This is a genomic window from Stenotrophomonas sp. JAI102, assembly GCF_013409105.1.
Classification (GTDB): Bacteria; Pseudomonadota; Gammaproteobacteria; order Xanthomonadales; family Xanthomonadaceae; genus Stenotrophomonas; species Stenotrophomonas maltophilia_AA.
Genome location: NZ_JACCCI010000001.1, coordinates 213473 through 238982, shown reverse-complemented (window position 1 = coordinate 238982; position 25510 = coordinate 213473). Strand labels below are relative to the sequence as shown.

Sequence of the window (25510 nt, the reverse complement as noted above, 5' to 3'; positions counted from 1 at the left end):
CCCGGCCGCGCTCAAAATTGGCGGAGGCTCAGGTCGGATTGCCCGGGTTCTTGTAGATGCCGCGGTAGTCGGCGATCGCCGGCGCAGCGTCGAGGCGGACCTTCCAGGCCACGCCATCAACCGTGAAGCCTTGCTCCTGCTCCAGATACGGGGTCTGGTTGCCATCCAGGTAGCCGACGACGATGCCGTCAACGAACGCGGGGTTCGCCAGGCCGTACCACGCCTTCGGGTCCTTCTCGTCCAGACGACCGTGATCCCAGACTTCGAAGGTGTTGCGGACGGTGTTCGGGTCTTTGTCCCCCGTGCCAGCACCGACGGCGTACTCGGCCTCGCGTACGGCCCGCGCCAGCAGGTTCAGCGCGACCGGGGTCAGCAGCCCCTTCATGGGCACCTGGATCAGGTTGCCGCTCTTGTCCTTCTGCAGGCGCATGGCCGACTGCATGGCCCCGACGCTCGCCGTGCTGATCAGGGCAGCCGGCAGCAGATTGCCGTGTTCAGCGCTGAAGAGACGCTTGCCATCCGCCAAGATGGGGTTGCTGTTGATCAGCTCGAACACGGCCTTCGCCAGCGTGCGGCGAGCGGCCTGACCCATCTTGCGCGGCACGTCACTGAAGATGCCCAGGTCATCATTGATGACAGCTTGGCGGGTGATGGTGAACAGCTTGCCGTAGGTAACGATCTTCATCGCCTGCGACTGCTCGCTGAAGGTGCCCTGCTTGTACTCGCCGCCTTCCGGCACGATGTCCAGATCCGAGAACGCACCCAGGCCGACCAGGTTGGTCGCCTTGAAGTCCGGCACGTTCACCGGGCGGGTGAACTGGTCGAAGTTCTCCTCCGCTTCCTGGTAACCCTGCGCCACGGCGCGGCGGGAAGCGTCGCCCAGCAACGACGGGAAGTCCGAGCTGCTGTGCGTGAACGCCATGCCGACGATCTGCATGCGATCCATCCCGGCGACGTTGGTGCCGGTGGCCTGGACGCATGCACGGGCGATTTCGCCCATGGTCATGCCACGGAACGGATTGCCATCGGTGGCCTGCACCAGGCCGGCGCGGGCCTCAATGGCGTTCGACATGGCGGCGCGGGTCAGGTCGCGCTGATCACCGCCCGGAACGATCCCAGCGTTTCCGTTGAGCGGCTGGCCGTTGGAGCCCAGCAGCGCCAGGATGTGGCGGCCGGCATTGTCGGCAGTCACACTGATGTCTGCCGCGGCGATGATGCCGTTGACGTACTCAGCCACGGCCGGGATGCCCATGTGTGTCTGCGCAATCGCCTGAATCTCGGTGTTGCGCGTCCGCAGCGCCAGCATCGCCGCCGCTACCGGATCTGCCGCGGGAGCAGCGGCAGTGACGGGCGCCGGCGCCGGAGCTGCGGGAGCTGCGGCCGGAGTTGCGGTATTGCCCGCCGCTGCGGCGGTCGCGAGACCGGCACTGGCGAGGATGGTGGCGTACTGCTGTTTCATGGTGGGATCCTCGATATGGCCGATCACGGCCGACTGGCTTACCTCAGGGAGTGAGGCGAAGGTTTGCGGGGAGAGGCTGGCAACGATGTGGCGACGCAGCTGGGCGGTCACCGGCGCACCAGCCCCCTCGATTGCGTGGAGATAGCCGGTAACAGCGACTGCTGAAGCGGCCTGCCAGCGGGCGCTGGCACCTGGATCGGCATCCACCACCACGTCGGCCAAGCCGGCATCGATCGCCTGCGGCCCGGAGTACCAGTGGTCAGCGTCATCCGTGAGCAGCCGTTCCATGTCCTCGCGGCGGCCCGAACGAGAGGCATATGCCTCAAGCATCGCTGCCGCGTGGGCGTCCAACGCCTCAGCGTTCTGACGGAAGGTCGTGGCAGTGCCAGCCGCGACGGTGCGCGGCCCATGCACCATGACCAGCGAGCTGGCGAAGACACGGCGCTCATCGCCCGCCTGAAGGATCAGCGACGCGATGGAGGCGGCCTGACCCTCAACAGTCACCACGGTGCGGGCCGGATGGGACTTCAGGGCGTTGTAGATCGCCATACCGTCGGTGACGACGCCACCCACGCTGTTCAGGCGGACGTGAATGGTCGAGGCGGTGATCTGCCCGATGCGCTCCACCAGATCCAGGGCGGACACCGATTCCTCGAAGAGGTACCCGCCGATGGCGCCATAGATCATGACTTCGGCAGTGTCAGCCTCGGCGTGCACCTGGAAGAGGCACGGCCCCAGTTGGCAGTCCGGGCCAGCGTCGGCGGTGATGGAAAGGTTGATGGCGCTTGCCAACAGGCTCACTCCACGCATGGTCATTCGCTCCTGGAAAGATCGCGCGTCAGCGAGCCGAGCACCTGTGCCCGGGCCTCTGCGCTGGTATGGGGCGCCGTCGGCGCGATTTCGGCGGCCTGCTGCTGCCAGTCTTCTCGCTGGCGCAGCACGTCGGTCGGGTTGTTTCCGTACTGCAGGATGTTCTGCTGCGGGCTGACCCAGCCCCGGTCCTCGGCCTCACCCTTGGCATAGGCTTCTTTCAGCGGGTCGATCCACGGCATCACAGGTCGCACGTAGGTCGACGCGGCCAAATGGCGCAGCGTCCATCCACGCGGCAACTTGACCTTGCCTGCCAGTACGCACGCTTCAATGAAGCGCTGCCGCTGCGGGCGAATGCTCATCGCGATGAAACGCTCGGCGAGCATCAGGTAGCTGCCCCACTTCTCCACCAGCTCCTGTCGCTGAGCCGAGTACGTGCCGTTGTAGTCCAGCGAGAGGCTGGAATAACTCACGCCGATACCGCCGGCGGCGGCACGCAACTGCTCTTTGCGCCAGGTCGCGGCATTCGGGTTGGGCCGATCGGTACCGAGGCTCTCAATCGATTCGCCCGGCAGCAGATCGTCAAAGATCGCGCCTGGTGCCATGCGGAGTTCGCGAACCGGAGCACCGTCCTGCATCAGCACACGACCACCGAGCCCGTCACCGCCGCCGAACATGCTGCCCTCGCCCTTCTTGATCTGGAAGGTCATCGACGCAGCAACCTTGGCCGCAATCCGCTCCGACTCTTCGTAGTCCTTCACATCCTCGAAGCGCGACATGGAACTGGCGAACACGCTGAGCCCGCGCACCTGGTGCAGCCGGCTCAGGTTGGCGATGCAATGCATGAAGTCGGCAGAGACCCGCTTCGTCTCAAGCCGGTTACCGAAGGGATCACCCGGGTGCTGCTTGTAGACATGAAATGCGACAGGGCGGCCCCAGGCGTTTCTCTCGACGCCCTGCAGGATGTTTCGGGATGGGTCGCTGAACTCAAGAGGCACCAGATCCGCCTCCAGCATCTCGATGCTGTAGGGGACGACACTGCCATGCGCCAATCCCGGCACGAAGCCGATCAGGTCCTGATAGAACACATCGCCATCGCGAAACCAGCTCCGTGCCAGCAGCTGCTGACATGCACCGTAGTCGTGCGTCTGAGTGACCTCCGGACGGTCCCACCATTCGTCCCACAGATCATCGAGCTGCAGTGCCAGGTCGCGGTTGATCGCTTGGCCCGGCAAGCGCGGGGAAGCAAGGACATCAATCCCAGACCCGACCGTGTTCTGCACCAGGACGTTCAGGGCATTGTCGGCCAAGTCCAGATCACGCTCGAGGTGCCGTGCTTGGTCCCTCAGCTGTCGGGCATCCATGCCAGCAATGGCGCCGCCACTACCCCAGTCACGGGCGAGCTTCCGGCTGCGCGACGGACGGGTCACCTCGTGGGCACGGGCTTCAACGGGGGCCGCCGCCAGGGTGCGTGGTGCGCGATCTTCGGCTGTGATGGTCAGCAAGCGCTGGCGGGCGATCGATGCGGATGCCATCAGGTGGAACCGCCAAAGTCCGCTGTAGCCCAGCCCGCCCGACGGCGGCGGCCCCCGTTTGCCTCACGGTCAACAACCGCCTGCCACTCAGCGCGGCCTTTTCGAATTTCTGCCAGGTCAGCGTGCGTCAGCTGCCGCTCACCGAAGCGAACGCTCTGGCCCTTCAGCACAGCGATCTCCGCCTGTGCGTAGTGTTCGAGCATTTGCTGTGCAGTTGTCATGCTGCATAGGCTAGGGATGTCGGTGTCCACGAACTAAACAAAGTCGTGGACACCCCCTCATGTAACTAACTGTTTTTAAAGGGCCTAAAAACTAATTTGTCTCCACTTTCACTGAAACCGTGGACACGCCCGCATTTGAGGGCTTCGGAAGCCCTCCAGGGAACAGCTCATGCAGCTTTGAGCGCGATACCTCAAACTCAGCCATCACTTTTTTCACTGAATTCCCACGCTCCAATGCGCTCTTGATCAGAGCCACTGGGTAGCTTCGCTGGGCGGCGGGAAAATAGGGCTGTTCACCTGCGAAGCAACGCATCACTGATTCCACGAACGGTCGCGCCATAGCCTCGCTGATCCCGATGTCCTCGCGCATCTTGCCCAAGATGCGCGCGCGCAGCTGCTCTTCTGTTTCCTTACGACGGGCCATCAGAACCCCCATCCATCGCGCGCCGCGATGCCTGCCGAGCGCGGCGGAGCCGCAGGCGCTTGCGGCTTGACCGGCGCCACAGGCACAGAACCGGGCACCAATGTTTCACGGGAATCCGAAGGCTGGTCAAACAGCCCATGTGACACCGGGTGGTACTGCTCCTCAAGCGCAGCCCATTGCGAGTCGCGAATCACGTCCGCTTTTACCGCTGGGGCGAGCGAAGCCCAGATGGCATAGACGACGGTATCCAGCTCTTCGTTCCTTGCTCCCTTCGGCTTGATCCATGCACCCGCGTCCTGATCGAAGTACTCCACCGTCAAGCCCTTGAAGTAGCGGGCCGGCAACGCACCCGGATCGGGGTTAAGCGGATCGTGCACTTCATCGCCACGGCCGCCAGGGAAGCGCAGCATACGCACCGAGAGGTTTTCGTCTGCACCCTCCCGCTCCGCCTCATCCTTTGCGCCCAGCGCGGCCGTCAGCCAGCCGTAGACCATGTGCTTGAGCACGGACGTGCCGACACCCCACACACCAATGCTGCGGGCCACTGTCTTTTCACGGTGGTTGACCTCGGTTTTGGCCGGGCGGTAGACGGCACGGTCCGATTTCCTCTCCGCACGACCACGCACCAAATAGACGGCCTGCTTGATGAAGCCAAGCGGCGTCTCGATCATTCGGTTGGAGCCAGAATTGCCGACCACCTTCTTGACGAACTGCGCCACGGTCTCGGTCCAGTTGCCGCCGTCCAGCGCTGCCGCAGAAATTCCCATCTCAATTCCTTTCGCTGTGCGCCAAGTACCCTTCAGGTATTCATCCAGCGCGTCATACGTTTCCAGGATCGTTGGGTCCAAGTCGATTACCGCGTAGTCCACCACCCAACGTCGCTGGCCGCGCCCTGTTGCAACCACCTGGATCTCAGCGCGGTCATGCTGGAAATCAACGCCCGCAGTGAGCACCAATCCACCAGGCGGCACGATGCCCTTGTGCACACCCGGCTCGGCCAGCTTCGCGACTTCCTCAGAATCCTGCTGCTGCCGCTCGCCTTCGAAGGGGAGACCCAGCTTGAGGTTGTAGAAGCCAGCCATCTTGTTCGGATCGCGATCTGCCTCTGCCTTCGCGTCAGCCAGATCCTTCCATGACGGCCCCAGACCCAAGGGCGCATAAGCGGCCCAGGCGTGGAAGCTGCGGTGATAAGGGTCAGCTGCCAGGTTCGTCGGCTTCCAGTACGCGGTGCCGCCGAAGCCGCGCTCGGCAAGCATCGTGTCCTTGTGATGCTCGTGGATCACGCAGCCACTCACCTCGCAGGCAAACGTCCCATCCGGCTGCAGTCGTTCCACATCGAGCGTCTGCTCACCGGCACACTCAGGGCACTGCACGACGTAAACGCACATGTCCCCGGCCTGGTAGCCAGCCTCAATGGCGCTGGCGCCCGCGATCGTCGGAGTGCAGGCACGATAGACCTTGCCGCGGTCGCCGTAGGAACTGGCGCGCGCCTCCAGCTGCTGATCGGCCGGACCCTGGCCGCCCAAGTCCTTCGGGTATTCGTCCACCTCATCCATGAAGATGTAGCGAGCAGTGCGCTGGCGCAGCTGGTTACTGGAGTTGGCCCAGATCGCCCAGAGCGTGCCGCCCGGGAAGTGCTTCTCCAGGGTGTTGTCTGTAGCGAACTTGGCGCGCAGCTCGGGCATCTCTTGCACCGCCGGATCGAACTTCGACAGCACCCAGCTGCGAGCGAGGTCCTTCACAGGCTGCGCCACGATCATTGAATCCGAACCGCGATCGACCACGTACCCAGTCCAGTTGATGCCGATCTCGGTGGCACCAATCTGGGCTGACTTCATGAAGTCAACGATGCGGACCGGCGAATGGTCGCTCAGGCAATCCATGATCTCGCGGAGGATCGGGTTACGAGCCGTACGCCACTCACCGGGCTCGGCACCCGCGCCCTTGGCGATGATCCGATTTGCATCCGCCCACTCGCTGACCGTCTGCCGTGGCGGCAACGTCCAGGCCTTCTCCCAAGCGGAGCAAACGACCCTCTGCGGATCTGCGAGCACCACATCATGCGCAATCAGGTCGAGGCTCATTCGGCGGCCTGCTGCAACGGGGCGGCTTCAGCCGGGGCACCGGTAAGTAGTGCCTGCGCGTCCTTCTGCATCTTCTCGGCGATCTTGCGAATCTCATCCTCCAGCATCGCCTCCACCTTGCGCGGCTCGCTCTCTGCGGCCAGCTGCGACCGCAGCCTGCTCGGCAGGTTCATCATGCTGTTGAGCGCCTGGCGCACCAGGGTGAACACAGCGCGCTCCACGCCCTTTGTGCGCGTCAGCTCGTTGAGTTCCTCGCCCAGCTCCAGCTCTGCCAACCGCGCCCGCGCCAGCCGTTCGCGACGTACCGCCTCCTGCACACTCGGCCCGCCGGAGGCGGAGAGAACGCCAGCAGTGGCGGCAGCCGGGCTTTCCGCGCCAGGCGTGCGATCGCCGCCGCGCAGCGGGTGCGTCAGGTCATTCAGCAGGGTGTCGCTGGCCTGGACGCGAATCGCCTTGCCGTCGCAGACCAACTTGCCCTCGCGGCGCATGCGGCGGATGTACGAATCGCTGACCCCACGGTGTTCCGCGTACTGGGCCACGGTCATCAGGTCCATAACGGAACTCATGCGGAACCCCCCAGTTCCATCGGAACCAAACTCAGAACCAGAAACACGTTCGAGCATCGCGCGCTTGGTGGCCCGCAATCCCCACGGGCCAGGAGGACCCGCGCCGAGGGGGCCTGTCGACGGGCCGGGGCGCCGGCCGCCGCCTTAGCCGGTCGTGGATTCGCGTGGAACATCCAGCCCGTCCTCACCGTCCAGACCATGGAGGCAAGGTCTGGACACCGCGAACCCTTGGGGCTGTTGAGTTGTCCTAACTGTCCAGACTGTCCATACCTGTTGAGAGATTTTGAGATTGGTTTGATGGGGTGGTATTCCATGTACACGCGCGCGAAAAGGTCTGGACGGTCGGGACGGCCTTGCGTTGCAAGGGGCAAGGTCTGGTCAATGGTTGGGACAGGTCCGGACAATCCTGCCGAGGTCTGGTCAGAAGTCAGGGCCATCGCCCACCTCCGCATGCTGGCCCTGGCTGCCACTCGCCTTGCCTTGGCTGGCGCTCGCCATCCAGTCATCGACAGATTCGCCGACCCGAAACCATCGGGGCTCGCGGCCACCCTCGGGCCAGCGCCGCCTCGCGCTCTCCCACCCCAGCGTTTTCATGATTGCCGCCACACGCATCTGCTCAGGCCTCCCGTGCTTGCCGGCATCCAGCCCTATCGCGAAGGTCAACAGGTCATCGGTGGTCGCCCAGCCGAGCCTCGTAGCCATTTGCAGGCGTGTCGGATACTTGGACGTATCGGCTCGCATCTCCACCCACGCTTCCACCCTGCCCTCCCAGCTGTCGCCGACGTACCGCGCGGCCTGCTCTTCCTTGGCGTCCTCGGGCAGCACCCAGAAGTCGAAGCCACCCTCGAATAGCTGGACGGCCTCAGCCCACAGCTGGTCGCGCTGTTCCGTAATCAAGTCGATGCGAACCTGCCCCTCCGTCCTGACCGGCAGGAAGCGCCTGCCACCCGTCGGATCGCGCAGGTACTGATGTTCATTGGTCGTGCCGGTGAGTACGCACTCGCGCCTGTACGAGCGAGGGACGCGGTCGTAGGGCGCTCTGAACTTGTCGACTCGCCTGGTGATGGCCGTCTTTACGCTGGTCACGTCCGCCTTGGAGAAGGAGTCCATCTCGCCGATCTCAACCCCCCAGGCACCTTGGATCACTTGGTAGAAGTCTTTGCCGCTGGGCGACTCACTGGTCTCGACGAACCACTGGCTACCGAAGATTGCGCGCAAGCCGCTGGACTTCTGTTTGCCCTGCTCGCCTTCGAGCACCAGCATGAAGTCAACCTGCGCGCCGACAAACGGCTGCTTCGGATCTACCCAGAGCAACCGCGCCACGGCACTTGCCATGAAGCACTGCGCTGCGCGCCGGCTGTATGCATTGTCCGGCGCGCCGAACATGACCGTTAGCATCTGCTCAACGCGAGGCACGCCATCCCACTCCAGCGCAGTGAGGTACTCGCGAATGGGGTGGCGCCTGTAGCGTCGTGCCACCGCAATCACTGCCTTCAGCACGAGGTCATCGCTGCACTTCATCCGGTATCGGTCAGGGTGCTGCAGCCACGCGGACAGTTCATATGCGTCCGTGTCAATGAACTCTTCCCGGCTACCACCGTTCCACGGCGGATCCCGCTCCAGCTTCACCTGGTTGCTGGAGTCGTTGAGCCAGAACAGCTTTGCCAGCCGCTCATCGTTCTCCATGATCAGGATCAGGTTGTGGAGCGTCCCCTCGACATTGTGGTCGCGGTTGAACGTCAGGTTGATCTTCCATGCTTCCGGATCTACCCCATCACCGCCTGGCGGCGGCGCACCGCGGCCACCGTCGACCACGGTCAATCTCTTACGCTTCGGCTCTGTCATCCCCGTATTGCCTTTTCATGTCCTCGCGCGATGCGCAGGTACGCCTTCGCACGCTCGCGGCGTATAGCGCGCGAAGATTCGTAAGGGTTCTCGATGGCCGCTTTGGCAGCGAGGCGATACAGCCGTGCCAGCTCCCGGTCCGAGTACTTGATGCGCTCCAACAGGCGGCCGTTACGTGACATCGGGTGCCACCACATTCAGTTCGACGACGCGATTGGCCGCCCAAGCTGCGAGCTGCCGCGGCGTCCACTTGTCCAGCTCTAGTGCGTCGGCGATATCCCAGCCGGCGGGCTGCCCGCTTACGTCGATCATCCGGATCGACTTCGCCCCAGCGCGTGCGCAGAGCTGCGCTACGCCCGGGACATAGTTCCCCGCGTCGTTGTGCCAGCCCAGCATTGCCTTGCGGCCCGCAGGGTCCGCATCGGGCCAAAGCACGACATCACGTCCTGCCACTGGCGACCAGTCGGACTTGCCGACGGCATTGCCGCCACCAGCCCAGGTCAGTGCCGCGTACCCCGCCCACGCGCCAGCGCCAGCCGCGCGGCATTTTTCGCCTTCAGGGATCAGTACCGGCGCATCCGGCTTGGCCGCAAGCGCGTCCAGACCGCACAGAGGGCGCGGTGTTGGGAACTTGACCAGGCACCACTGCTGCTGGCCGTCAGGACCGACGCACCACGTTACCTGCGGCGTCCACTTCTTGAGCTTCTGCGAGGACTGCTCGACGAACTCGCAGCGCAGGACGTACCCCAGCAGACGCCCCTCGGCGTCGCGGTAGGCGTCCACCCGCGTCGGCTTCATCCGGCGGAGCTTCCCGTTCTTCGGGTTCCAGATCGGCACAGTCCATTCCCCGCCGGCTATCAGCGGCGGCACGGCCTCAGGGACCGGAAGCAACGGCACCCAGTTCACCTCCAAGGGCTGCTCCACCACTTTTCGGGCGGTCGGAGAGGCCGGCGCGAACTCGTGGCCGCCCAGCTGCGCACAGGCCTCTTTGAAATCGAGGCCGGTGATCTTCTGAATGAAACCGATGGCATCACCGTGGGCGCCACAGCCGAAGCAATGGAAGAATCCCTTTGCAGGGTTGACCGTGAAGCTAGGGGATCCCTCTTCATGGAACGGGCACAGGCCAGTGGATTCCCTGCCGGTGCGCCGGAGCTTCACATACCTTCCGATGACCTCATCGAGATCCACGGAGTTCTTGATCGCTTCGACATCGATGCCGTTGTGAATCATGACCGCCCGCCCTTGCGTGCCGCGCGGGCTGCAGCCATGTTCCACTGCATGCGCATGTAGTCAGCAATGCGCTCGCGGCACCCGACGTCGCCCGTGCAGACGCCAGGGTGCGGACACATCGTCGGCAGCGCCTCGATTGAGGCCTTCCATTCTGAACGCGGCTTACGGCCGATATCGAGGGCCTTGAGCAGGCAGCAACTCACGCCCACGGCTTACCCCCCAGGTCCAGCTGGCGCTGGGCAGTAGCCTTCAGTTCGTCCTCGCGTCGCAGGCGCTCGCGCTCTGCCATCGCTTCGTCACCGACAAGGGCTGGCACAGCGTCCGTCAGCGCACGGGCAGCCTCCTCCATCGCACGGCAGGCAGCAGCGCTCATCTTTCCTCGTCGCCTGTACCGTGCCCGGGGCGCGCGGAAGGTAGCCACGTCATTCACGGCTCACCGCTTTTTGGGCCGCCCTGCAGGCGTTGCGCTCCAGACGGAAGCAGAGCGTTCGGATGCTGCGCGTCAGGTCCTGCATTCCGTTGGCTTCGCTGATGCTCAGATCGCCATCAGCAACTGCCTCCAGCGTCGTTCCCGAGAGCCGGCCGGTCATTGCATGCAGCTGCAGCAGCTTTTTCTGCAGCGCTTCCAGTTCATTGGGCCAGCCGCCCTCGGGCGGCGGTGGCACGAAATCGACCATCAGGTTGAATTGACCGCCGAGTGAGGCGATCCAGTCGGTTGCCAGCTCGGCCGTGTCCACGAACTGCTGGAGGTACTCGGTGAGCATCTCGGCCATTTCCATCGACAGCGATTCACCCGCCAGGCCTCGCAGCTTCTTGCGCAGGGTCTCGCCGGTGATGCCTTTACCGCGGCGCTCGCTGAGGTAGACCGCAGCTGCCTGGACATTGCCAGGCGCTTTTGACACGGCGTTGTACAGCGCATCCCGCCAATAGAGGTCAGATCGTTGGCACGTCATGCGTCACCCTGAAACAGGCTGCATTTCATCGTTTCGCCGCGCCCATCGGCTGCACCAAGATGCAGGCCATGAGCGAGATCATCCTTTTCCACCACCGCATGCGCTTCAGTGCACTTCGCACCTTCGATGCCAATCGAGGCGTGGGCGGTGTGGTCGCCGTTTACTTCACGCCGGAGTGCAGTCTCCCTACCCATGGGACGCCACCTCCCACCAATGAAGCGGTCGCCCTGCACGTTGTCGCTGCTCACGCAGGGCTGCCCACTGATCAACAGACAGCGCCATACCGTCGGGGTGACGGGTCTCGATGAGCGCTATGTCCACAAGGCAGCCGACCTCTCCATTTGAAAGGTCAGACTCGAGCGGGATCGCAGAGAGGCTCATGCAGCCTCCCCGGGAGGCCAGATGTCGGGTCGAAGGTCGCACCGTAAGACCCCCTCGACACCAACCTCGGCGCCGATGGTCAACGAGGCGCGCTCAATGCTCTGGGCAAGCTCTGGACTGGTGCGCTTACCCCTCCAGCCGGTAGCGCACTGCCAAAGGTAGCCCTCGGATGCGCCAGTCAGCACTGCCAGGCGACGCTTCCGCTCGGAATCTGAAATGAAGGATAGGAGGTCCATGTGGACGTATTTAGCCCTGAGCTAAACCCGCATGTCAAGCTGACAGCGAAACACCGGGCTTTAGCCCCTAGCTACTCTTACGTCATGGACGTAACCAGTACCCGCCAGCACAACCTTCGGACCCTAGTTGATCAACTGGCGGCCGCCTTGGGTACTCAAAAGGCGGTCGCGATCCGCCTCGACATGTCCCCGTCCTACCTCAATCAGCTGTTGGGGGGAAAGAAAATGGGTGACGACGTCGCGCGCAAGATCGAACGCCTGGGCTCCCTGTCGCATGGGTGGATGGACGTTGCGCATGAGGGCGGCGCCGAGAGCGCGAGCAATCAAGCATCTCAGCCCCTGCGAATAGACCCTGAGATCATCGCCTCCGCGCTCAGGCTGTTGAGGCTGACCTTCTCAAATCTCGACATTGACGACTTCGACAACGAGCTCGACGGCACGCCACTGGCGTATGCGTACGAGTACTTGTACCGGCGAGGCGAGGTTACGGTCACACCCGACAACCTGATCGATTTCAGCAAGGCATTGGCCGATCGACTCAGGGAGAGGAATGGAAACGAAGAAGAGGTTGCCCGAGCCCGGGACCATGGAAGCGCTAGCAGCGGTCATCGCTCAGCGCGTCGAAAAGCGTAAGCAAGCGCCGAAGCTCAGAGTCATCACGACCCCTAAACCCACGGTCATCGATGCGATTACGCGGGACTGCATACTGCGGCGGATCAGGTGGCTCAGAGACCAGTACAACCTTGGGTGTTTGATCGAGCAGGCCACGTTCAATCTTCCGGGCGTCGATTGCCTGGAAGATGCTGACCTGATGCAGCTTCACCGCGAAATGGAGGACGCACGCGAGTGCTGCGTCGAGGGCATATCCATCGAGGAAGCTGGGTTCATTCGCAACGTCGCAATCGACGAGTGACGTAGTGGCCGGCGGCGACTTTCGCGCGCCGGCCACCGACCCTATGGGGTCTGAGAGTTGTACTTCTGCCCGATTACGGCCTCGCGATCCCGACGCTGATCAGCGCATCGCTGTCGAGCAGCATTCATCGCAGTGTCGGCCACCTGATGTTCAGAAGTTATCGACTGCTGCAGGCCAGAGATCTGCGCACGAATCCCGGCGTCCAATGTAGCCCCAGCGAGGTTGTTGTTCACCCGCTCTGCCGAAGCATTGAGCCCCGCAATCTGCCGTTGGTACCCAGCAATCCTCGATTCGGCAGAGGGATAGATGCCAGCCCTGGATGAGGCCAAGCAATTCCTTTCAGCGATAGCGGCGTCCGAGAGATCTGTCGAGCGATACACCGCGTCTCGATTGGCGACCTCGGCAGCGGAGACGCTTGGCGCCTTCGCCCCGCGAACCTTCATCTCTTGCGCTTGCGGTCCACAAGGATGCTGTGAATACACCGTCTCCCCGTTGCTCCCCTTGCACTTGAAGACTTGGGCGGCTGCACCTTGAGCCATCAGCAGGCCCACCGCCAATCCGATCGACAACGCCACTTCCTTGAGCATCTCTAACCCTCCCCGGCTGTAGCCCAATTATCGGTCATCCACCGGCCGAACTGGCGGCACATGGCGAGATTTAGCTGTCAGCTATTGCTTCCTGAATTTAGCTGTGCGATAAATCGCACCGTCGGCACCCCAGCCGATGGGCGACCGGCGGGTCGCCACTGCGGCCCAGCCTTCCCCTGCTGAGCCGCAGACGCCTCTCCCCAGGCAATAGGCCCGCCGGCGCCCTCCTTTCCTACGGAGAGCGCCATGTCCTACCGCACCGCTGCCGACTCCCTGCCCAAGGCCCCGCTGCCGTTCCAGGCCGCCTCGTGCCTGCTGGCGCAGGCTGCCCGCGACCACACCCGCGCCAACGTCCTGCGTGCCCGCAGCGCCGGCGAGCACAGCCGTAACCAGCTGCGCCGATCGCGCCGCATGGGCGTTGCCGCCCGCCGCGTTGAAGCCGAGTCGCGCGACATGGCAGCCGAGGTGCGGGCATGAACCGCCGGTACCGGATCGCCTGGGCTGTCGTCGGCGCTGTGGCAGCCATCGTCGTGCCTCTTCGCCTGGTGGAGATCAGCCAAGCCCACGCCGACCGCGACGCCAACCAAGCGCGCTGGGCGGCGACCTCCAGTGTTCGCGGGTGATGCCATGCAGACCGCCCGCCCCGCGCCCCCTTCTGTTCCGCTGTGCCGCCCAAGGCACCGCCCGCAAATCGTGACGACCACTGGTGCGCCGACAGGCCACCAGCTCGGCGCACCTGTGCCGGCCCTCGTGCACTTCGAGTGCCATCTCTGCCAGAAGGCAACCGTACCCAGCCCCTCTCTCGCGATCGCCGAGCTGCGCTGGACCGATCCCGATCTGGCATCGCAGCTGATCCCCATCTCCCACCTTGCCCGTGCCCGCGGCGCTGTTCTCGCGCGCATGCCGGCAGCGCACGCCGCCTGACCTGGAGAACGCAATGGCTGCACCACTCAAACCCTTGGAGCGCGCCGCGCTCGTTACTGCCTTCGCTGCGGCCGGCCATGCGCTGAAACGCACCCGTGGTGGCTTCTGCTCGACCAGGCAGCCCGCAAAGGTCTTTACGCGGCGGGTCACCAACTGGCTCTACGAGCGCGCATTGATCGACTACGACGACCCGAGTTTTCCGACGCAGGCCACGCTGACCAAGTCGGGCATGGCGCAAGCCACCGCGCTGGTCGAACAGGCGCGCCTCAGCGCGGGGGCCCCATGACCCGCGCCTACTACCTCAAGGTTGCCGAGGCCAAGGCGGCATGCGCCGCGCCGCTTCGCGTTGAGGCCGATTCCGAGTCCATGGTCGGCCATGAAGAGCAGGCAGAGACGTTCCGGCGCTTCGCGTCGCAGTGGGATGTGCTGGCTGCGTCATATCGCGCCTCCGCTGAGCAGGCGGATCCCGCATGAAGGCGTCGGCCCTCCCCGTTGAGCATTCCTTCCCCACGGGCAGTCATGGCACCACCCTGGTGCTGATGGTCTGCGCAGGATGGCTGTGGGCCGGCATCTACGCCAGCCCGCACAGCGCCACTCCCACCGAAGTGGCGGCCGCCACGGGCCGCTCAGCGACCGTGCGTGGCCGCGAACTCCAGATCGGTACCGGCCGATTCGCCCTCTCTCAAAAGTCGCTGCAGTCGGCGCGCCGCTGGCTTGATCGCCAGGGCGTGCGCGTGCGCGACCTTACCGCCAAGGAACCAGCATGAGCGCCAAGATCCAGCAATTCGGCCGTGCCGCCGCCATCCGCGCTCTTCTGCTCGACCGGCCTGCTGGCGCGAGCGATGAAGAACTGCTCGCCTCCGGAACACTGACGTGCACGCTGAAGCAGCTCAACAGTTCGCTGGCGGCGATGCGCGACACCGGCCAGGTGCAGGTCAGCATCACCAAGGGCAACAGGGTCTGGATGCTGACCACTGCGATGCACAGGCTGATGCGCACCCCTGATGCGCGCGTGGAGCCGACTCGCGCCGCTGTGGCCCGCGTAATGCGCTCGGCCCCCACGGGCAGCCACAACAGCACCACCGTCCAGCACAAGGACCGGGATCGCGCCGAAATCGCCGATCAGCTTGCCGCGTTCCGGCGCGCCGGCGGCAAGGTAGAAGTCTTGGGCAATACCCCAACACGCCGAGAGATGACCCGTCGCGAGATCAACGTCGCCTCCGGTAGCCAACGGCTGGCGCAGGCGACTGCCAAACGAGGCCACCCATGAGCCGCTCGGTAGCGCGGCGCTCGCCGAATAAGCTTGGCGGGTTCTCTTGGGGCCGTTTCCCGATGGGGCTTTCCGGAATCGTCGTCTACCGCCTGTTCCTTCGGGACCATAGCGGCGCGGTGCATTTCGTAGGCCTGAACTTTTACCGTCGCGCCGCCCGCCGAGATATGTCGATCGCGCTCCGTGCTGCGTGCCATCGCCTGCGCGCACAGGTGGAAGAGATCAATCGAGCGGCGACCGGAGGTACCCCATGAACAGGGCAAAGAGCGTGGCTGCCTCAATCCATGCTAGCAGTCACTTTGTATGCGCTGAGCGCCTTATGGATCGTGTCGGAAGCGGCCTGAACATCGCGTACGGCCCGAACGTGAGCGTAGTGAACCGAAGTCATCATCAGAACCCATTCCGTGCGTTCGCTATACAGACTGAGCGTATCGGCTCCCAGCTGAAAATGGCCAGTCGATTCGATAGCCACGGATATCTTGGCCGCAAGATCCAAATCTGCTGCACCCCACTTTGTCAGGTCCACTTCGCGGCCCGACAGATCGCTAAGACGCTCGCAAATCTGAAGAAAATTAGCTTGCTCGTCACCCTTGCGCGTAAGCGAACTATGAACTTGCCAAGCCGCTGGCGCAGCGGGATCCAGTGGAAAGCGATCGTCAAGATTGCGCAGACGCCCAAGAGCGGCGACCACACTGGAACGGTAGCTCAGCGCAAAGAGAGCATTCGTTTTTTTTCGAACGAATCGGCGCTGGATCGCCGGGCCAAACAGCGCAACGAGAACCGCTGTAACGGTGCCAATGGCCGCCCAAGCTTCCCAGTCAACCGTACAGTACTTGCTGAGCTTCCAACACTGGCTGACGCCATCCCGCATGGACCAAATCTCGGCAAAGGCTCGCATGTGGTTGTCCTGTCCTTGTCGGAGCCGATTCTGCCATGAACTGCATCCAACCCAACAGCGGCGCCTACGCAATGCAATCTGCCTTGGCCGCCACAAACGTTCCTGCCACGGCGGCAAGCATGGGAGGCCAGGCATGAAACTTCTGACCGCCGATAAATGGCTGCAAAAGTACTTTGACGACACTAGCCGCCCGAGCGTTGCCACGCTGCAGCGCTGGCTGCGCGACGGAAAGATTCCCGGCAAGAAGGTCGGCGGGACTTGGTTCATCGACGAACACGAATGGCTTGCCGACGGCGACCTGCTCGTCGAGCGCGTACTGAAGGCAGGTTGATACGAATGGCACCGCGACCGCGCAGCAAGAGCCGCCAAGGATGGCCGGCGAACCTCTACCCCAATCGGGAAGGGTTCAAGTATCGGCACCCCGTGACAAAGCGGGAGACGTGGATGGGCACGGACAAGACACGAGCGTTTGCCGCTGCCAAGAAACTCAACGCGCTCCTCATGCCCACGAACGATCTTGTCGATCGGGTAATCGGCTCAAAGGAAACCGTCGCCGACGCGATTGCCGTCTTCCGCCGGGACGATATCCCGGGACGGAAGTGGGCGCCGAAGACGGCCGAGGTGTACGAAAGTGTGATCCGTCGCATTGAAGCTGGCATCGGCACCCGTCCGGTCGAACAGGTCACGGTCAAGGAGTGCGCGGAGTTCATCCGCGCGATCACCGCCTCCGATCGCGCGCGCCAACAATTCCGCTTGGTGCTGGGCTGGATTCTGGGCTGCGCCGTACAGGAAGGTTGGATCGATACCAACCCGGTGCTGGCCACCCGCCGCTTCCAACACGAGAAAAAACGCACCCGCTTGACCAAAGAGATCTACGACACGATCTGGGACCACGCCGAGCCATGGCTACGGCTTGCGATGGACTTGTCCCTGATCACGTTACTCCGCCGGGAGGACATCGTGTCCCTGAAGTTCTCCGACGTGCGGGACGGCTTCCTGTGGGTCGTGCCTCAGAAAACCGAGGGCACGTCATTGGTGAAGCTGAAGATCAAGGTCGGCGAGCAGCTGGGCATTCTGCTCTCACAGGCACGCGATTCGGTGATTTCCCCGTACGTGGTTCATCGCCTCCCTGACCGGGCCCGGCCCTCGGACAAGCGCGCTTCCGCGCGGGTGCACCACACCCAAGTCATGCCGGAGCAGCTGACCCGAGCGTTTCAGGATGCACGTGAGGCTGCGGGTGTCGCTGGCGAAAACCCGCCAAGCTTCCATGAAATCCGAAGCTTGGGCGGCGCCTTGGTCCGCGATGCGGGCTGGACGACCGAAGAGGTGCAAGCATTGATGGGGCACGCTTCCAAGTCGATGACAGACCACTACCTGGACGGGCACGACGCGCCGTGGACGGAGGTAGCGCCCGCGCTCACGCTCGGCCGTTAGCTGAAATCGGCCGGGGCGACCAAGTCGCCTCCTTTCGCTCGCTCCTTCCGGCATGCACCGCGCTGAACCATCAGCTCACGGATCGGAGCCTTCGTACAGGCTTCTCCTGATCCTCAACCCCGTACAACAGGCGCAATTCTTCGGGGTGCATATGGAGCGATTTGGCGAGCTCCCCCGCCGTGTAGCCAAGCTCCTGCAAATGAAGGTTGACGATTTCTTTCAGTACCTTCGTTGGCTCACGTGCGACGGCAATGCTATCCGGCTCAGCGCGACGATATCCCATCGCGCTCATCTGCCTCCACAGGTATTGGGCTTGGCTTGGTTGCACAAGGCCAATGGACTGGCAACGCATCAACAGCGAGGCCATCGAGACACGCCAAATTGGCTTAAGTGCCGCGAGCTTCTGAATCGTGATCCGATCGAGCAGGTACGGCCGTATGTCGCGCCGGGGCATCAACAGCGCGCTTGCGAACTGATTGGCCTCCTCCTCCATGGTTGAAGAAGGCACGCTATGCATGACCAGATGACCAAGTTCGTGCGCAAGCGTAAAGCGCTGACGATCACCAGGGGCGTTGCTGTCGATGAAGATGCAGGGCGGGGCACCAAGAGTTCTGATGGTCAGCCCGTCAACGCCAATGGACGACATATCACATTCTATGACGACGATGCCCGCGCGCTCGATGTGGTCAGTGAGGTTGTGCAGCGGGCCGTTGGGCAGGCCCCATGTTCGGCGCACCATCTCTGCGATCAGCTCGATGTCGCCATCGTACTCATCCGGATCAAGTGCCGGCAGAAGCAACTGCGCTTCGATATCTGCCGCAGCCAGCAACCGACGGATATGCATGAGGCGGATATTGAGGTCCGCTTCCAGCTTTTCTAATGCGCGGTTGCCCGTGCTCGCCTTCCGCCGATACATAGCATTACCGTGAAGGCTAATCGGCAGGCCGAAAGACCGGTCAGACTCGAAAAAGATAGATTTTGGGAAATCGACCGCCGCAGCGAGCTTATCCACGACCTCGTCGGATGGGTCGGTGATCAGCCCCGCCTCAAGTTTCGATACCGCCGCTTGGGACACGCGTGCGTCAGCGGCCAGCTGCGACTGGCTCTTGCCCCGAGCTTGGCGCACGGTCCGAAGGATCTCTTTGTTGAAGGTGGACATCAGCTCTCACCGGATTCACCGGCCTTGTCATCGTTAGTTTTACGGCCCTTCAAACGCACCAAACCTGTGGGTTTGACGGCGGGCATCGGCTGCAGCGGAGCATCAGGCTGGGCGGCGGGCAGCGAGCTTACCGAATCGTTGTCTATCAAGGAATAGGTCCACAGGATCGCCCCCCCTGCCCGGCCAACGACCAAAATGTCAGCAATATCAGTCTCATTGGGATTTAGACAGTACGTAACCTCCACGCGCTGCTGGGCGGCGACTCCTGTCAGCGGCAGCTGAGGGTCATGGAACGCAAGCGCCTCCTGGGTCGGGTAGTTCCTCGTAAGGCCCCCGCCATCGGACTTTTTAAGTCGGAAGGCGACAGTGCCATCCACAAGGAAGTGATAAGACTCGTGCTTGACGACCACCGACACGCCAGGAACGCCCTCCAGTGCCACGGCCGCGTAATGGGCCATCTGCTCCCAAACATAATTGGCGCGTCCGCGCCGACGCCAATGACTGAGCTTAGACCCCCGCCAGTCCTCCCAGCCCGATGTGATGGCCGTCCTGAGCGCCGGCTCAATCCGGTGGAGAGCTGACTTCACGACCTCGATTTTGGGTTCGGTCACTGGCGCACACCTGCAGAGGCAATTGATGACAGCCCCAGTGTATCAACTACATTTACTCATGTAAATTATAACTACATCTATAACCCACACCCCGGGCGACTCTATTGGGACGACGGCGCGTGCTCCGGCCCCTCTTCTCTATCGGGGCGGCCATCGCGATCAACTAGGACCTTACTCACTATGACCGAGGCTGGGATGGGGCCGCCAGTCGTCTGGATCAGTGTGACTTCTTCCTCGGCGGGGTGGCGGGGGTCAGCAAAGGACCGGGAATCGATACCATGGCTCTGAATATCCGACGCATCAACGGTGTAGATGTAACCAGGTTCGGAGAAGTGGTTGGTCGCAAAATCAAGCGCAACCTCGATCGATTTGGTGAACGACATGCAGCTCCCGCCGTACAGGCCGGCCATAATCTGATGGGCTCGCGCAGCGTTCTCAACTGTCGTGCCGGCAGTCGCAGTTCCATCTGCATTGAACTGACCGTCCGCCATGATCGCAATCGCGGCATCACGCCCTCGCGGCTGCAGCACACCACCGAGCTCTTCATCCCCGCGCTTTGTCACGCCTCTATATAGATAGGTCATAGGGTGTAAATAGGGTGGGAATAGGGTGTAGAACGAAAAAAGGCTCGCACCGTTGAGTGCAAGCCTTTGATCTTAATACCAACAATGGTCGGGACGGCCGGATTTGAACCGACGACCCTCTGCCCCCCAGGCAGATGCGCTACCAGGCTGCGCTACGCCCCGATGATGCTGGCAATGTCCCCGCCTCTCAGCGGGCCAACGAGTATAACGGGTTTGCGTGAAAAATGGTTCAGCGGCGCAGCAATTGCAGCACTTCTTCCAGTTCCATCCGCGTCTGCTTGATGATCTGGTTGCTCAGCGCCGATTCTTCGCGCGCATCGGCACCTTCCAGGCGCAGGCGCGCGCCGCCGATCGTGTAACCCTGCTCGTAGAGCAGGCCGCGGATCTGGCGGACCATCAGCACGTCGTGGCGCTGGTAGTAGCGGCGGTTGCCGCGGCGCTTGGCCGGCTCGAGGCTGGGGAACTCGGTTTCCCAGTAACGCAGCACGTGCGGCTTGACGTCGCACAGCTCGCTGACTTCACCGATGGTGAAGTAGCGTTTGGCCGGTATCGGCGGAAGTTCTCGGTTACTGCCCGGATCCAGCATATGCCTCTACCCTTTCCTTGAGCTTCTGGCCCGGACGGAAGGTGACCACCGTACGGGCGGAAATCGGAATTTCCTCACCGGTCTTGGGGTTGCGACCCGGGCGCTGGTTCTTGCGCCGCAGGTCGAAATTCCCGAAGCCGGACAGCTTCACCTGACGTCCCTGTTCCAATGCTTCACGCAGCACATCGAAGAACGCGTCGACAAATTCCTTGGCTTCGCGCTTGTTCAGACCGACTTCGTCGAACAGCTTCTCGGCCATCTCCGCCTTGGTCAATGCCATTGCCTGCTATCCCCCATGCTTCCCGCTCAGCCGCGGATCCGGGCGTGATGTTCACGCTCCATGGCAGAGACCGCCTCGGCCACCACCGCATCCACGTCGCGGTCCGTCAGAGTGCGCGACTTGTCCTGCAAAATCAAGCCCATAGCGAGACTCTTGAACCCCGGCTCGACCCCCTGGCCGACGTACCGGTCGAACAGGGTGACCTCGCGCAGCAGCGGGCCGACGACCCGGCGCAGGGTGGCTTCCAGGTCGGCCCAGGCCGCGGCCTCGGGCACCAGGAAGGCCAGATCGCGGCGCATCGACGGGAACCGCGACAGCTCGGTCGCCCGCGGCAGCGCGCGGGTGGCCAGCGGCGCCAGGTCCAGCTCGAAGGCGAACACGTCCACGTCGATATCCATGGCCTTGGCCAGGCGCGGGTGGATCTGGCCGATCCAGCCCAGGCTGACGCCGTCACGGTAGACCTCGGCCGAACGTGCCGGGTGGCCATACGGACGCTGCGACGGCTTGAACTCCAGTTCGGCGCCACTGGCGGCCGCCAGCGATTCCAGGTCGCCCTTGAGATCGTGGAAGTCGACCTTGCGGGTCGGCAAGCCCCATTGCTGGGTGTCGGCATCGCCACAGATCGCAGCGGCCACGCGCTGGGTCTCCAGCGGGGCGGGCTGGCCCTCGCCGGCCTGCTGATGGAACACGCGGCCCAGTTCGAACAGGCGCACGCGGCCCAGCTGGCGCGCGGCGTTGCGGCCGAGGGTCGCGACCAGGCCCGGCAGCAGCGACGGGCGCATCACCGCCAGTTCGGCGGAAAGCGGGTTGGCCAGCGCGACCAGGCCCTCGTCCAGCTGCCACTGCGCGAGCAGCGCGGCATCGACGAAGGCGTAGTTGATGGTTTCCTGCAGGTCCCGGGCGACCAGCTGGCGACGGACGCTCAGGTCGTCCAGGCGGGTCTCGGTCGGCATCGCCACGCGCGAGGCGCCGCCCGGCAGCGTGGTCGGAATCTGCTCGTAGCCGTGGATGCGGGCCAGTTCTTCGATCAGGTCTTCTTCGATGGCGATATCGAAGCGGCGGCTCGGCGCGGTGACCTGCCAGCCATCGGCGGACGCGGCCACGTCCATGCCCAGCGCGCGCAGGATGCGCTCCACATCGGCATCGGCGATCTGGATGCCCAGCACGCGCGCGATACGGGCGCGGCGCAGGGCGATGGTGGCGGTCGCCGGCAGGTCGGCCTCACGCACGGCCTCGGTGACCGGCGCCGGGGTGCCGCCGGCCAGATCCAGGATCAGGCGGGTGGCGTACTCGACCGCAGTTCGCGGCAGCGCCGGGTCGACGCCGCGCTCGAAGCGGTGGCCGGCATCCGTGTGCAGGCCGAGCTTGCGGCCCCGGCCCATGATCGCGGCGGGCGCGAAATGCGCGGCTTCCAGGAACACATTCGTGGTGTCGTCGGTAACGCGCGTGTCGAAGCCGCCCATCAGGCCGGCCAGCGCGATCGGGCGGTCGGCATCGGTGACGAGCAGGAAGCTGTCGTCCAGCGCGGCGTCGCGGCCATCGAGCAGTTTCAGGGTTTCACCGGCGCGTGAACGGCGCACGCCGATGCTGCCCTGCAGGGTGCCCAGATCGAAGGCATGCATAGGCTGGCCCAGCTCGAGCATCACGTACTGGGTGACATCCACCAGCAGCGAGACCGGGCGCACGCCGCTGCGGCGCAGGCGCTCGGCCATCCACAGCGGGGTCGCGGCGCGGGCGTTGACGCCCTCGATCACGCGACCGACATAGCGCGGCGCTTCGGCACCGGCATCCAGGCGGATCGCCAGCTCACGCGTGCCCACGGCAGCCACCGGGGCGGCGTCGAACGGCACCACTTCACTGGCGCACGCGGCGGCCACGTCGAAGGCGATGCCGCGGATGCTGAAGCAGTCGGCACGGTTCGGGGTCAGCTTGATCTCGATGCTGGCGTCGGGCAGGCCGAGGTATTCGACCAGGGTCTGGCCGACCGGCGCATCGTCCGGCAGTTCGAACAGGCCGGAGGCATCGGTGTCCAGGCCCAGTTCCTTGGCCGAGCACAGCATGCCGTTGGATTCCACGCCACGCAGCTTGGCCGGCTTGATCTTGAGGTCGCCGATCTGCGCACCGACCATCGCCAGCGGGGCAACCAGGCCCGGCCGCGCGTTCGGCGCGCCACACACGATCTGCAGGTGCTCGCCCTGCCCCGCATCGACCTGGCAGATCTGCAGGCGGTCGGCTTCGGGATGGCGCTCGGCGGAAATGATCTTGGCTACGACGACATGCTGCAGGCCATCGCCCAGCGCATCGACCTCTTCCACTTCCAGACCGATCGCGGTCAGCACCGCGCTGAGTTCATCGCGCGAAACGGTGGTCGGGACGTGGCTGCGCAGCCAGTTTTCAGAGAATTTCATGGTGTCACCCTGGTGGGCCCGGCGCAGGCGCCTGGGCCGTGATGGTCTTGAATCCTGTCCAGCCGGGCATGGCCCGGCGCTACGCTGACGCGCTTACGCGAACTGCTTCAGGAACCGCACGTCGTTTTCGAAGAACGCGCGCAGGTCGTTGACGCCGTAACGCAGCATCGCGAAGCGCTCCACGCCCAAACCGAAGGCGAAGCCGGTATAGCGCTCCGGATCGATGCCGACGCTGCGCAGCACGTTCGGGTGCACCATGCCGCAGCCGAGCACTTCCAGCCAGCGGGTGCTGCCGTCGGGCTGCTGCCAGGCGATATCCACTTCCGCGCCGGGTTCCACGAAGGGGAAGTAACTGGGACGGAACCGCATCTCGAAATCGCGCTCGAAGAACGCGCGCACGAACTCGGACAGCGTGCCCTTCAGATCGGCGAACGTGGAGTGCTCATCGACCAGCAGGCCTTCGACCTGGTGGAACATCGGCGAATGGGTCTGGTCGCTGTCGCTGCGGTACACCTTGCCGGCCGCGATCATGCGCAGCGGCGGTGCGTGCTCGCCCATGTAGCGCACCTGCACACCGGAGGTATGCGTGCGCAGCAGGCGGCCATCGCCGAAATAGAAGGTGTCGTGCATCGCACGCGCCGGGTGGTGCGGCGGGAAGTTCAGCGCTTCGAAGTTGTGCCAGTCGTCTTCGATTTCCGGACCTTCGGAGAGCTCGTAACCGAGGCGGCCGAAAATCTCGGTGATGCGCTCCAGGGTACGGGTCACCGGGTGCAGGCCACCGCGCTCATCGCGACGGCCCGGCAGGGTGATGTCGATCGCTTCAGCGGCCAGGCGCGCGTCCAGCGCAGCGTCTTCCAGCACGGTCTTGCGATCACCCAGCGCGCTGGTCAGCGCGTCACGGGCACGATTGATGGCTTCGCCGGCGGCTTTGCGCTCATCGGCCGGCAGGCCACCGAGCTGCTTGAGCTGTGCGGTGATGCTGCCGTTCTTGCCCAGCAGGGCCACGCGCAGGGCTTCCAGCGCATCGGGGCTCTGGGCAGCGGCCACGTCGGCCAGCGCCTGCGTGGTCAGGGATTGGATGTCACTCATGGATAGCCGGAGCCTCGCGTCGGTATGCCATCGCGATGCGCGTCGGGCCGACCCCCGTCGCCACCGCTGTCGATCGATGGCACCGGGAGGGCCACCGCCAACACAAAAAAGAATGGGGAAGGACTTGCGCCCTTCCCCATGCATTTGCCTTACCCACAGCCGTTGCGCGTGAACGGCAACGGCAGGGGAATGGACTTATGCCGCCAGTGCGCCCTTGGCCTTTTCGGCCAGTGCAGCAAAACCAGCTGCGTCGTGCACGGCGATGTCAGCCAGAACCTTACGGTCCAGGGTGATGCCGGACTTGAGCAGGCCGTTCATGAAACGGCTGTAGCTCAGGCCGTTGATGCGGGCAGCCGCGTTGATGCGGGTGATCCACAGCGAACGGAAGTTGCGCTTCTTCTGCTTACGACCGATGTAGGCGTACTGCTGTGCCTTGATCACGGCCTGCTTGGCAACGCGGAAGACCTTGCGGCGAGCGTTGTAGTAACCCTTCGCCAGGGTCAGAATTTTCTTGTGGCGGCGACGCGCCTGTACGCCACGCTTTACTCGTGCCATGGGTCAGTCCTCAGAGGTAGGGAAGCATACGGTTCAAACGGCCTGCGTCTTCTGCACGAACATGGTTCGTCTGACGCAGATTGCGCTTCCGCTTGGTCGACTTCTTCGTGAGGATGTGGCTACGGTTGGCGTGGCCAGCCTTGAACTTGCCGGACGCGGTCTTGCGGAAGCGCTTGGCCGCCGCCCGGTTGGTCTTGATCTTGGGCATTGCTATGTCCTTGATGATGTTTTGTCACTGACCAGGGCGGTGGCATTGCCACACTTTCCGTCCGTGCCCTTGCCTGCTTGTAAGCCCGGGATCCCCTATGGGAACCAGGCCGGTCCTGTTTGCCGTTGAAACAGCGTGCCTTTGTGGGGCGGGAAACCGTTCAAAACAGCACCCCCGCAAAACGGGGCCGCCCATTATGCCCGTGAATCCAGGCAGTTGCAAACGCTTGATTGGGCGGGTGTTTACCGGTGCCGACAGGG

The 25510-nt window shown here is 63.7% G+C and carries 33 protein-coding genes and 1 tRNA gene; 12 read left to right on the top strand and 22 right to left on the bottom strand.

All coding sequences use genetic code 11. The features are described 5' to 3' along the window. Positions 1-28 precede the first annotated feature (28 nt). From HDC96_RS01135 to HDC96_RS01090, 10 genes are all read right to left on the bottom strand, one after another. The gene (locus tag HDC96_RS01135; protein ID WP_179458388.1) at positions 29-2275 is read right to left on the bottom strand and encodes a ClpP-like prohead protease/major capsid protein fusion protein; all 2247 of its coding nucleotides are present in this window, start codon (positions 2273-2275) and stop codon (positions 29-31) included. Beyond that, complete coding sequence (locus tag HDC96_RS01130; protein WP_179458387.1) at positions 2272-3804, bottom strand: phage portal protein; 1533 nt, start codon at positions 3802-3804, stop codon at positions 2272-2274. The genes HDC96_RS01135 and HDC96_RS01130 overlap by 4 nt, the downstream gene beginning before the upstream one ends. 312 nt (positions 3805-4116) lie before the next feature. Then, positions 4117-4449, bottom strand: coding sequence for a hypothetical protein (locus HDC96_RS01125; RefSeq protein WP_179458386.1), 333 nt, complete (start codon positions 4447-4449; stop codon positions 4117-4119). Beyond that, positions 4449-6533 (bottom strand): terminase gpA endonuclease subunit, encoded by a 2085-nt coding sequence (locus HDC96_RS01120; RefSeq protein WP_179458385.1) that lies wholly within the window; start codon positions 6531-6533, stop codon positions 4449-4451. Before HDC96_RS01120 ends, HDC96_RS01125 begins: the two co-directional genes overlap by 1 nt. Further along, positions 6530-7087: a hypothetical protein gene (locus HDC96_RS01115; protein WP_179458384.1), complete on the bottom strand. Its 558-nt coding sequence runs from the start codon at positions 7085-7087 to the stop codon at positions 6530-6532. The genes HDC96_RS01120 and HDC96_RS01115 overlap by 4 nt, the downstream gene beginning before the upstream one ends. A 432-nt stretch (positions 7088-7519) precedes the next feature. Further along, positions 7520-8944, bottom strand: a complete 1425-nt coding sequence (locus HDC96_RS01110; RefSeq protein WP_179458383.1) for a VapE domain-containing protein — start codon at positions 8942-8944, stop codon at positions 7520-7522. Between the two features lie 171 nt (positions 8945-9115). Beyond that, complete coding sequence (locus tag HDC96_RS01105) at positions 9116-10174, bottom strand: CHC2 zinc finger domain-containing protein (RefSeq protein ID WP_179458382.1); 1059 nt, start codon at positions 10172-10174, stop codon at positions 9116-9118. 199 nt (positions 10175-10373) lie between these two features. Beyond that, the gene (locus HDC96_RS01100) at positions 10374-10547 is read right to left on the bottom strand and encodes a hypothetical protein (RefSeq protein ID WP_179458381.1); all 174 of its coding nucleotides are present in this window, start codon (positions 10545-10547) and stop codon (positions 10374-10376) included. Positions 10548-10596: 49 nt separating this feature from the next. Next, complete coding sequence (locus HDC96_RS01095) at positions 10597-11076, bottom strand: hypothetical protein (protein ID WP_343202987.1); 480 nt, start codon at positions 11074-11076, stop codon at positions 10597-10599. Positions 11077-11123: 47 nt separating this feature from the next. Beyond that, positions 11124-11375 carry a hypothetical protein gene (locus HDC96_RS01090; protein WP_179458379.1) on the bottom strand — a complete coding sequence of 84 codons (252 nt, stop codon included), beginning with the start codon at positions 11373-11375 and terminating at the stop codon, positions 11124-11126. Between the two features lie 453 nt (positions 11376-11828). On the opposite strand from HDC96_RS01090, the gene HDC96_RS01085 reads away from it, so the two are divergent. Beyond that, the gene (locus tag HDC96_RS01085) at positions 11829-12377 is read left to right on the top strand and encodes a hypothetical protein (RefSeq protein WP_257018550.1); all 549 of its coding nucleotides are present in this window, start codon (positions 11829-11831) and stop codon (positions 12375-12377) included. Then, positions 12331-12657 (top strand): hypothetical protein, encoded by a 327-nt coding sequence (locus tag HDC96_RS18285; protein WP_257018549.1) that lies wholly within the window; start codon positions 12331-12333, stop codon positions 12655-12657. The genes HDC96_RS01085 and HDC96_RS18285 overlap by 47 nt, the downstream gene beginning before the upstream one ends. A gap of 41 nt (positions 12658-12698) precedes the next feature. Here the strand turns inward: HDC96_RS18285 and HDC96_RS01075 are convergent, their stop codons facing one another. Beyond that, entirely contained in the window at positions 12699-13244 is a 546-nt protein-coding gene (locus tag HDC96_RS01075; protein WP_257018548.1) for a DUF4124 domain-containing protein, read from the bottom strand. 246 nt (positions 13245-13490) lie between these two features. Between HDC96_RS01075 and HDC96_RS01070 the strand changes: the two genes are divergently transcribed. Genes HDC96_RS01070 through HDC96_RS01035 form a run of 8 tightly spaced genes read left to right on the top strand, consistent with a single transcriptional unit; the run spans position 13491 to position 15692 of the window. Then, positions 13491-13721: a hypothetical protein gene (locus HDC96_RS01070; RefSeq protein WP_179458377.1), complete on the top strand. Its 231-nt coding sequence runs from the start codon at positions 13491-13493 to the stop codon at positions 13719-13721. Next, positions 13718-13867, top strand: a complete 150-nt coding sequence (locus HDC96_RS01065; protein ID WP_179458376.1) for a hypothetical protein — start codon at positions 13718-13720, stop codon at positions 13865-13867. The genes HDC96_RS01070 and HDC96_RS01065 overlap by 4 nt, the downstream gene beginning before the upstream one ends. Positions 13868-13871: 4 nt before the next feature. Beyond that, positions 13872-14168 carry a hypothetical protein gene (locus tag HDC96_RS01060; RefSeq protein WP_257018547.1) on the top strand — a complete coding sequence of 99 codons (297 nt, stop codon included), beginning with the start codon at positions 13872-13874 and terminating at the stop codon, positions 14166-14168. Positions 14169-14181: 13 nt separating this feature from the next. Next, positions 14182-14454: a hypothetical protein gene (locus tag HDC96_RS01055; protein ID WP_159497391.1), complete on the top strand. Its 273-nt coding sequence runs from the start codon at positions 14182-14184 to the stop codon at positions 14452-14454. Next, the gene (locus HDC96_RS01050; protein WP_179458375.1) at positions 14451-14642 is read left to right on the top strand and encodes a hypothetical protein; all 192 of its coding nucleotides are present in this window, start codon (positions 14451-14453) and stop codon (positions 14640-14642) included. The genes HDC96_RS01055 and HDC96_RS01050 overlap by 4 nt, the downstream gene beginning before the upstream one ends. Then, on the top strand, positions 14639-14935 hold the full coding sequence (locus HDC96_RS01045; RefSeq protein WP_179458374.1) for a hypothetical protein: 297 nt from the start codon (positions 14639-14641) through the stop codon (positions 14933-14935). The genes HDC96_RS01050 and HDC96_RS01045 overlap by 4 nt, the downstream gene beginning before the upstream one ends. Next, positions 14932-15438 carry a hypothetical protein gene (locus HDC96_RS18280; RefSeq protein WP_257018546.1) on the top strand — a complete coding sequence of 169 codons (507 nt, stop codon included), beginning with the start codon at positions 14932-14934 and terminating at the stop codon, positions 15436-15438. The genes HDC96_RS01045 and HDC96_RS18280 overlap by 4 nt, the downstream gene beginning before the upstream one ends. Then, positions 15435-15692, top strand: a complete 258-nt coding sequence (locus HDC96_RS01035) for a hypothetical protein (RefSeq protein ID WP_179458373.1) — start codon at positions 15435-15437, stop codon at positions 15690-15692. Before HDC96_RS18280 ends, HDC96_RS01035 begins: the two co-directional genes overlap by 4 nt. 23 nt (positions 15693-15715) lie before the next feature. Here the strand turns inward: HDC96_RS01035 and HDC96_RS01030 are convergent, their stop codons facing one another. Beyond that, positions 15716-16336 (bottom strand): hypothetical protein, encoded by a 621-nt coding sequence (locus HDC96_RS01030; RefSeq protein ID WP_179458372.1) that lies wholly within the window; start codon positions 16334-16336, stop codon positions 15716-15718. A 133-nt stretch (positions 16337-16469) separates the two neighbouring features. Here HDC96_RS01030 and HDC96_RS01025 point away from each other — a divergent pair, with 133 nt between their 5' ends. After that, positions 16470-16667, top strand: a complete 198-nt coding sequence (locus tag HDC96_RS01025) for a helix-turn-helix domain-containing protein (RefSeq protein WP_179458371.1) — start codon at positions 16470-16472, stop codon at positions 16665-16667. Further along, positions 16616-17770 carry a tyrosine-type recombinase/integrase gene (locus HDC96_RS01020; protein ID WP_306455607.1) on the top strand — a complete coding sequence of 385 codons (1155 nt, stop codon included), beginning with the start codon at positions 16616-16618 and terminating at the stop codon, positions 17768-17770. The genes HDC96_RS01025 and HDC96_RS01020 overlap by 52 nt, the downstream gene beginning before the upstream one ends. A gap of 70 nt (positions 17771-17840) precedes the next feature. Here the strand turns inward: HDC96_RS01020 and HDC96_RS01015 are convergent, their stop codons facing one another. From HDC96_RS01015 to rpmI, 10 genes are all read right to left on the bottom strand, one after another. Continuing rightward, the gene (locus tag HDC96_RS01015; protein ID WP_179458369.1) at positions 17841-18929 is read right to left on the bottom strand and encodes an ImmA/IrrE family metallo-endopeptidase; all 1089 of its coding nucleotides are present in this window, start codon (positions 18927-18929) and stop codon (positions 17841-17843) included. Beyond that, on the bottom strand, positions 18929-19540 hold the full coding sequence (locus HDC96_RS01010; protein WP_179458368.1) for a hypothetical protein: 612 nt from the start codon (positions 19538-19540) through the stop codon (positions 18929-18931). The genes HDC96_RS01015 and HDC96_RS01010 overlap by 1 nt, the downstream gene beginning before the upstream one ends. A gap of 101 nt (positions 19541-19641) precedes the next feature. Continuing rightward, positions 19642-20124 (bottom strand): hypothetical protein, encoded by a 483-nt coding sequence (locus HDC96_RS01005; RefSeq protein WP_179458367.1) that lies wholly within the window; start codon positions 20122-20124, stop codon positions 19642-19644. 85 nt (positions 20125-20209) lie between these two features. Then, positions 20210-20286 (bottom strand) — tRNA-Pro (locus tag HDC96_RS01000). 67 nt (positions 20287-20353) lie between these two features. Then, positions 20354-20710, bottom strand: a complete 357-nt coding sequence (locus tag HDC96_RS00995) for a MerR family transcriptional regulator (protein WP_019182707.1) — start codon at positions 20708-20710, stop codon at positions 20354-20356. Then, positions 20691-20990: an integration host factor subunit alpha gene (locus tag HDC96_RS00990; protein WP_005410432.1), complete on the bottom strand. Its 300-nt coding sequence runs from the start codon at positions 20988-20990 to the stop codon at positions 20691-20693. The genes HDC96_RS00995 and HDC96_RS00990 overlap by 20 nt, the downstream gene beginning before the upstream one ends. A gap of 26 nt (positions 20991-21016) precedes the next feature. Then, a complete protein-coding gene (gene pheT, locus HDC96_RS00985; RefSeq protein WP_179458366.1) occupies positions 21017-23398 on the bottom strand; it encodes a phenylalanine--tRNA ligase subunit beta in 2382 nt (793 codons plus the stop codon). A 93-nt stretch (positions 23399-23491) separates the two neighbouring features. Beyond that, positions 23492-24487 (bottom strand): phenylalanine--tRNA ligase subunit alpha, encoded by a 996-nt coding sequence (locus tag HDC96_RS00980; RefSeq protein ID WP_070470901.1) that lies wholly within the window; start codon positions 24485-24487, stop codon positions 23492-23494. 195 nt (positions 24488-24682) lie between these two features. Continuing rightward, positions 24683-25042 carry a 50S ribosomal protein L20 gene (rplT, locus tag HDC96_RS00975; RefSeq protein ID WP_017355264.1) on the bottom strand — a complete coding sequence of 120 codons (360 nt, stop codon included), beginning with the start codon at positions 25040-25042 and terminating at the stop codon, positions 24683-24685. A gap of 10 nt (positions 25043-25052) precedes the next feature. After that, entirely contained in the window at positions 25053-25250 is a 198-nt protein-coding gene (gene rpmI / locus HDC96_RS00970) for a 50S ribosomal protein L35 (RefSeq protein WP_017355265.1), read from the bottom strand. Positions 25251-25510: the final 260 nt, after the last annotated feature.

Coding starts and splice junctions, on each gene's coding strand:
- HDC96_RS01135 (WP_179458388.1), bottom strand. CDS start 2,275: ATGACCATGCGTGGAGTGAGCCTGTTGGCAAGCGCCATCAACCTTTCC.
- HDC96_RS01130 (WP_179458387.1), bottom strand. CDS start 3,804: ATGGCATCCGCATCGATCGCCCGCCAGCGCTTGCTGACCATCACAGCC.
- HDC96_RS01125 (WP_179458386.1), bottom strand. CDS start 4,449: ATGGCCCGTCGTAAGGAAACAGAAGAGCAGCTGCGCGCGCGCATCTTG.
- HDC96_RS01120 (WP_179458385.1), bottom strand. CDS start 6,533: ATGAGCCTCGACCTGATTGCGCATGATGTGGTGCTCGCAGATCCGCAG.
- HDC96_RS01115 (WP_179458384.1), bottom strand. CDS start 7,087: ATGGACCTGATGACCGTGGCCCAGTACGCGGAACACCGTGGGGTCAGC.
- HDC96_RS01110 (WP_179458383.1), bottom strand. CDS start 8,944: ATGACAGAGCCGAAGCGTAAGAGATTGACCGTGGTCGACGGTGGCCGC.
- HDC96_RS01105 (WP_179458382.1), bottom strand. CDS start 10,174: ATGATTCACAACGGCATCGATGTCGAAGCGATCAAGAACTCCGTGGAT.
- HDC96_RS01100 (WP_179458381.1), bottom strand. CDS start 10,547: ATGAGCGCTGCTGCCTGCCGTGCGATGGAGGAGGCTGCCCGTGCGCTG.
- HDC96_RS01085 (WP_257018550.1), top strand. CDS start 11,829: ATGGACGTAACCAGTACCCGCCAGCACAACCTTCGGACCCTAGTTGAT.
- HDC96_RS18285 (WP_257018549.1), top strand. CDS start 12,331: ATGGAAGCGCTAGCAGCGGTCATCGCTCAGCGCGTCGAAAAGCGTAAG.
- HDC96_RS01075 (WP_257018548.1), bottom strand. CDS start 13,244: ATGCTCAAGGAAGTGGCGTTGTCGATCGGATTGGCGGTGGGCCTGCTG.
- HDC96_RS01070 (WP_179458377.1), top strand. CDS start 13,491: ATGTCCTACCGCACCGCTGCCGACTCCCTGCCCAAGGCCCCGCTGCCG.
- HDC96_RS01065 (WP_179458376.1), top strand. CDS start 13,718: ATGAACCGCCGGTACCGGATCGCCTGGGCTGTCGTCGGCGCTGTGGCA.
- HDC96_RS01060 (WP_257018547.1), top strand. CDS start 13,872: ATGCAGACCGCCCGCCCCGCGCCCCCTTCTGTTCCGCTGTGCCGCCCA.
- HDC96_RS01055 (WP_159497391.1), top strand. CDS start 14,182: ATGGCTGCACCACTCAAACCCTTGGAGCGCGCCGCGCTCGTTACTGCC.
- HDC96_RS01050 (WP_179458375.1), top strand. CDS start 14,451: ATGACCCGCGCCTACTACCTCAAGGTTGCCGAGGCCAAGGCGGCATGC.
- HDC96_RS01045 (WP_179458374.1), top strand. CDS start 14,639: ATGAAGGCGTCGGCCCTCCCCGTTGAGCATTCCTTCCCCACGGGCAGT.
- HDC96_RS18280 (WP_257018546.1), top strand. CDS start 14,932: ATGAGCGCCAAGATCCAGCAATTCGGCCGTGCCGCCGCCATCCGCGCT.
- HDC96_RS01035 (WP_179458373.1), top strand. CDS start 15,435: ATGAGCCGCTCGGTAGCGCGGCGCTCGCCGAATAAGCTTGGCGGGTTC.
- HDC96_RS01030 (WP_179458372.1), bottom strand. CDS start 16,336: ATGCGAGCCTTTGCCGAGATTTGGTCCATGCGGGATGGCGTCAGCCAG.
- HDC96_RS01025 (WP_179458371.1), top strand. CDS start 16,470: ATGAAACTTCTGACCGCCGATAAATGGCTGCAAAAGTACTTTGACGAC.
- HDC96_RS01020 (WP_306455607.1), top strand. CDS start 16,616: ATGGCTTGCCGACGGCGACCTGCTCGTCGAGCGCGTACTGAAGGCAGG.
- HDC96_RS01015 (WP_179458369.1), bottom strand. CDS start 18,929: ATGTCCACCTTCAACAAAGAGATCCTTCGGACCGTGCGCCAAGCTCGG.
- HDC96_RS01005 (WP_179458367.1), bottom strand. CDS start 20,124: ATGACCTATCTATATAGAGGCGTGACAAAGCGCGGGGATGAAGAGCTC.
- HDC96_RS00995 (WP_019182707.1), bottom strand. CDS start 20,710: ATGCTGGATCCGGGCAGTAACCGAGAACTTCCGCCGATACCGGCCAAA.
- HDC96_RS00990 (WP_005410432.1), bottom strand. CDS start 20,990: ATGGCATTGACCAAGGCGGAGATGGCCGAGAAGCTGTTCGACGAAGTC.
- pheT (WP_179458366.1), bottom strand. CDS start 23,398: ATGAAATTCTCTGAAAACTGGCTGCGCAGCCACGTCCCGACCACCGTT.
- HDC96_RS00980 (WP_070470901.1), bottom strand. CDS start 24,487: ATGAGTGACATCCAATCCCTGACCACGCAGGCGCTGGCCGACGTGGCC.
- rplT (WP_017355264.1), bottom strand. CDS start 25,042: ATGGCACGAGTAAAGCGTGGCGTACAGGCGCGTCGCCGCCACAAGAAA.
- rpmI (WP_017355265.1), bottom strand. CDS start 25,250: ATGCCCAAGATCAAGACCAACCGGGCGGCGGCCAAGCGCTTCCGCAAG.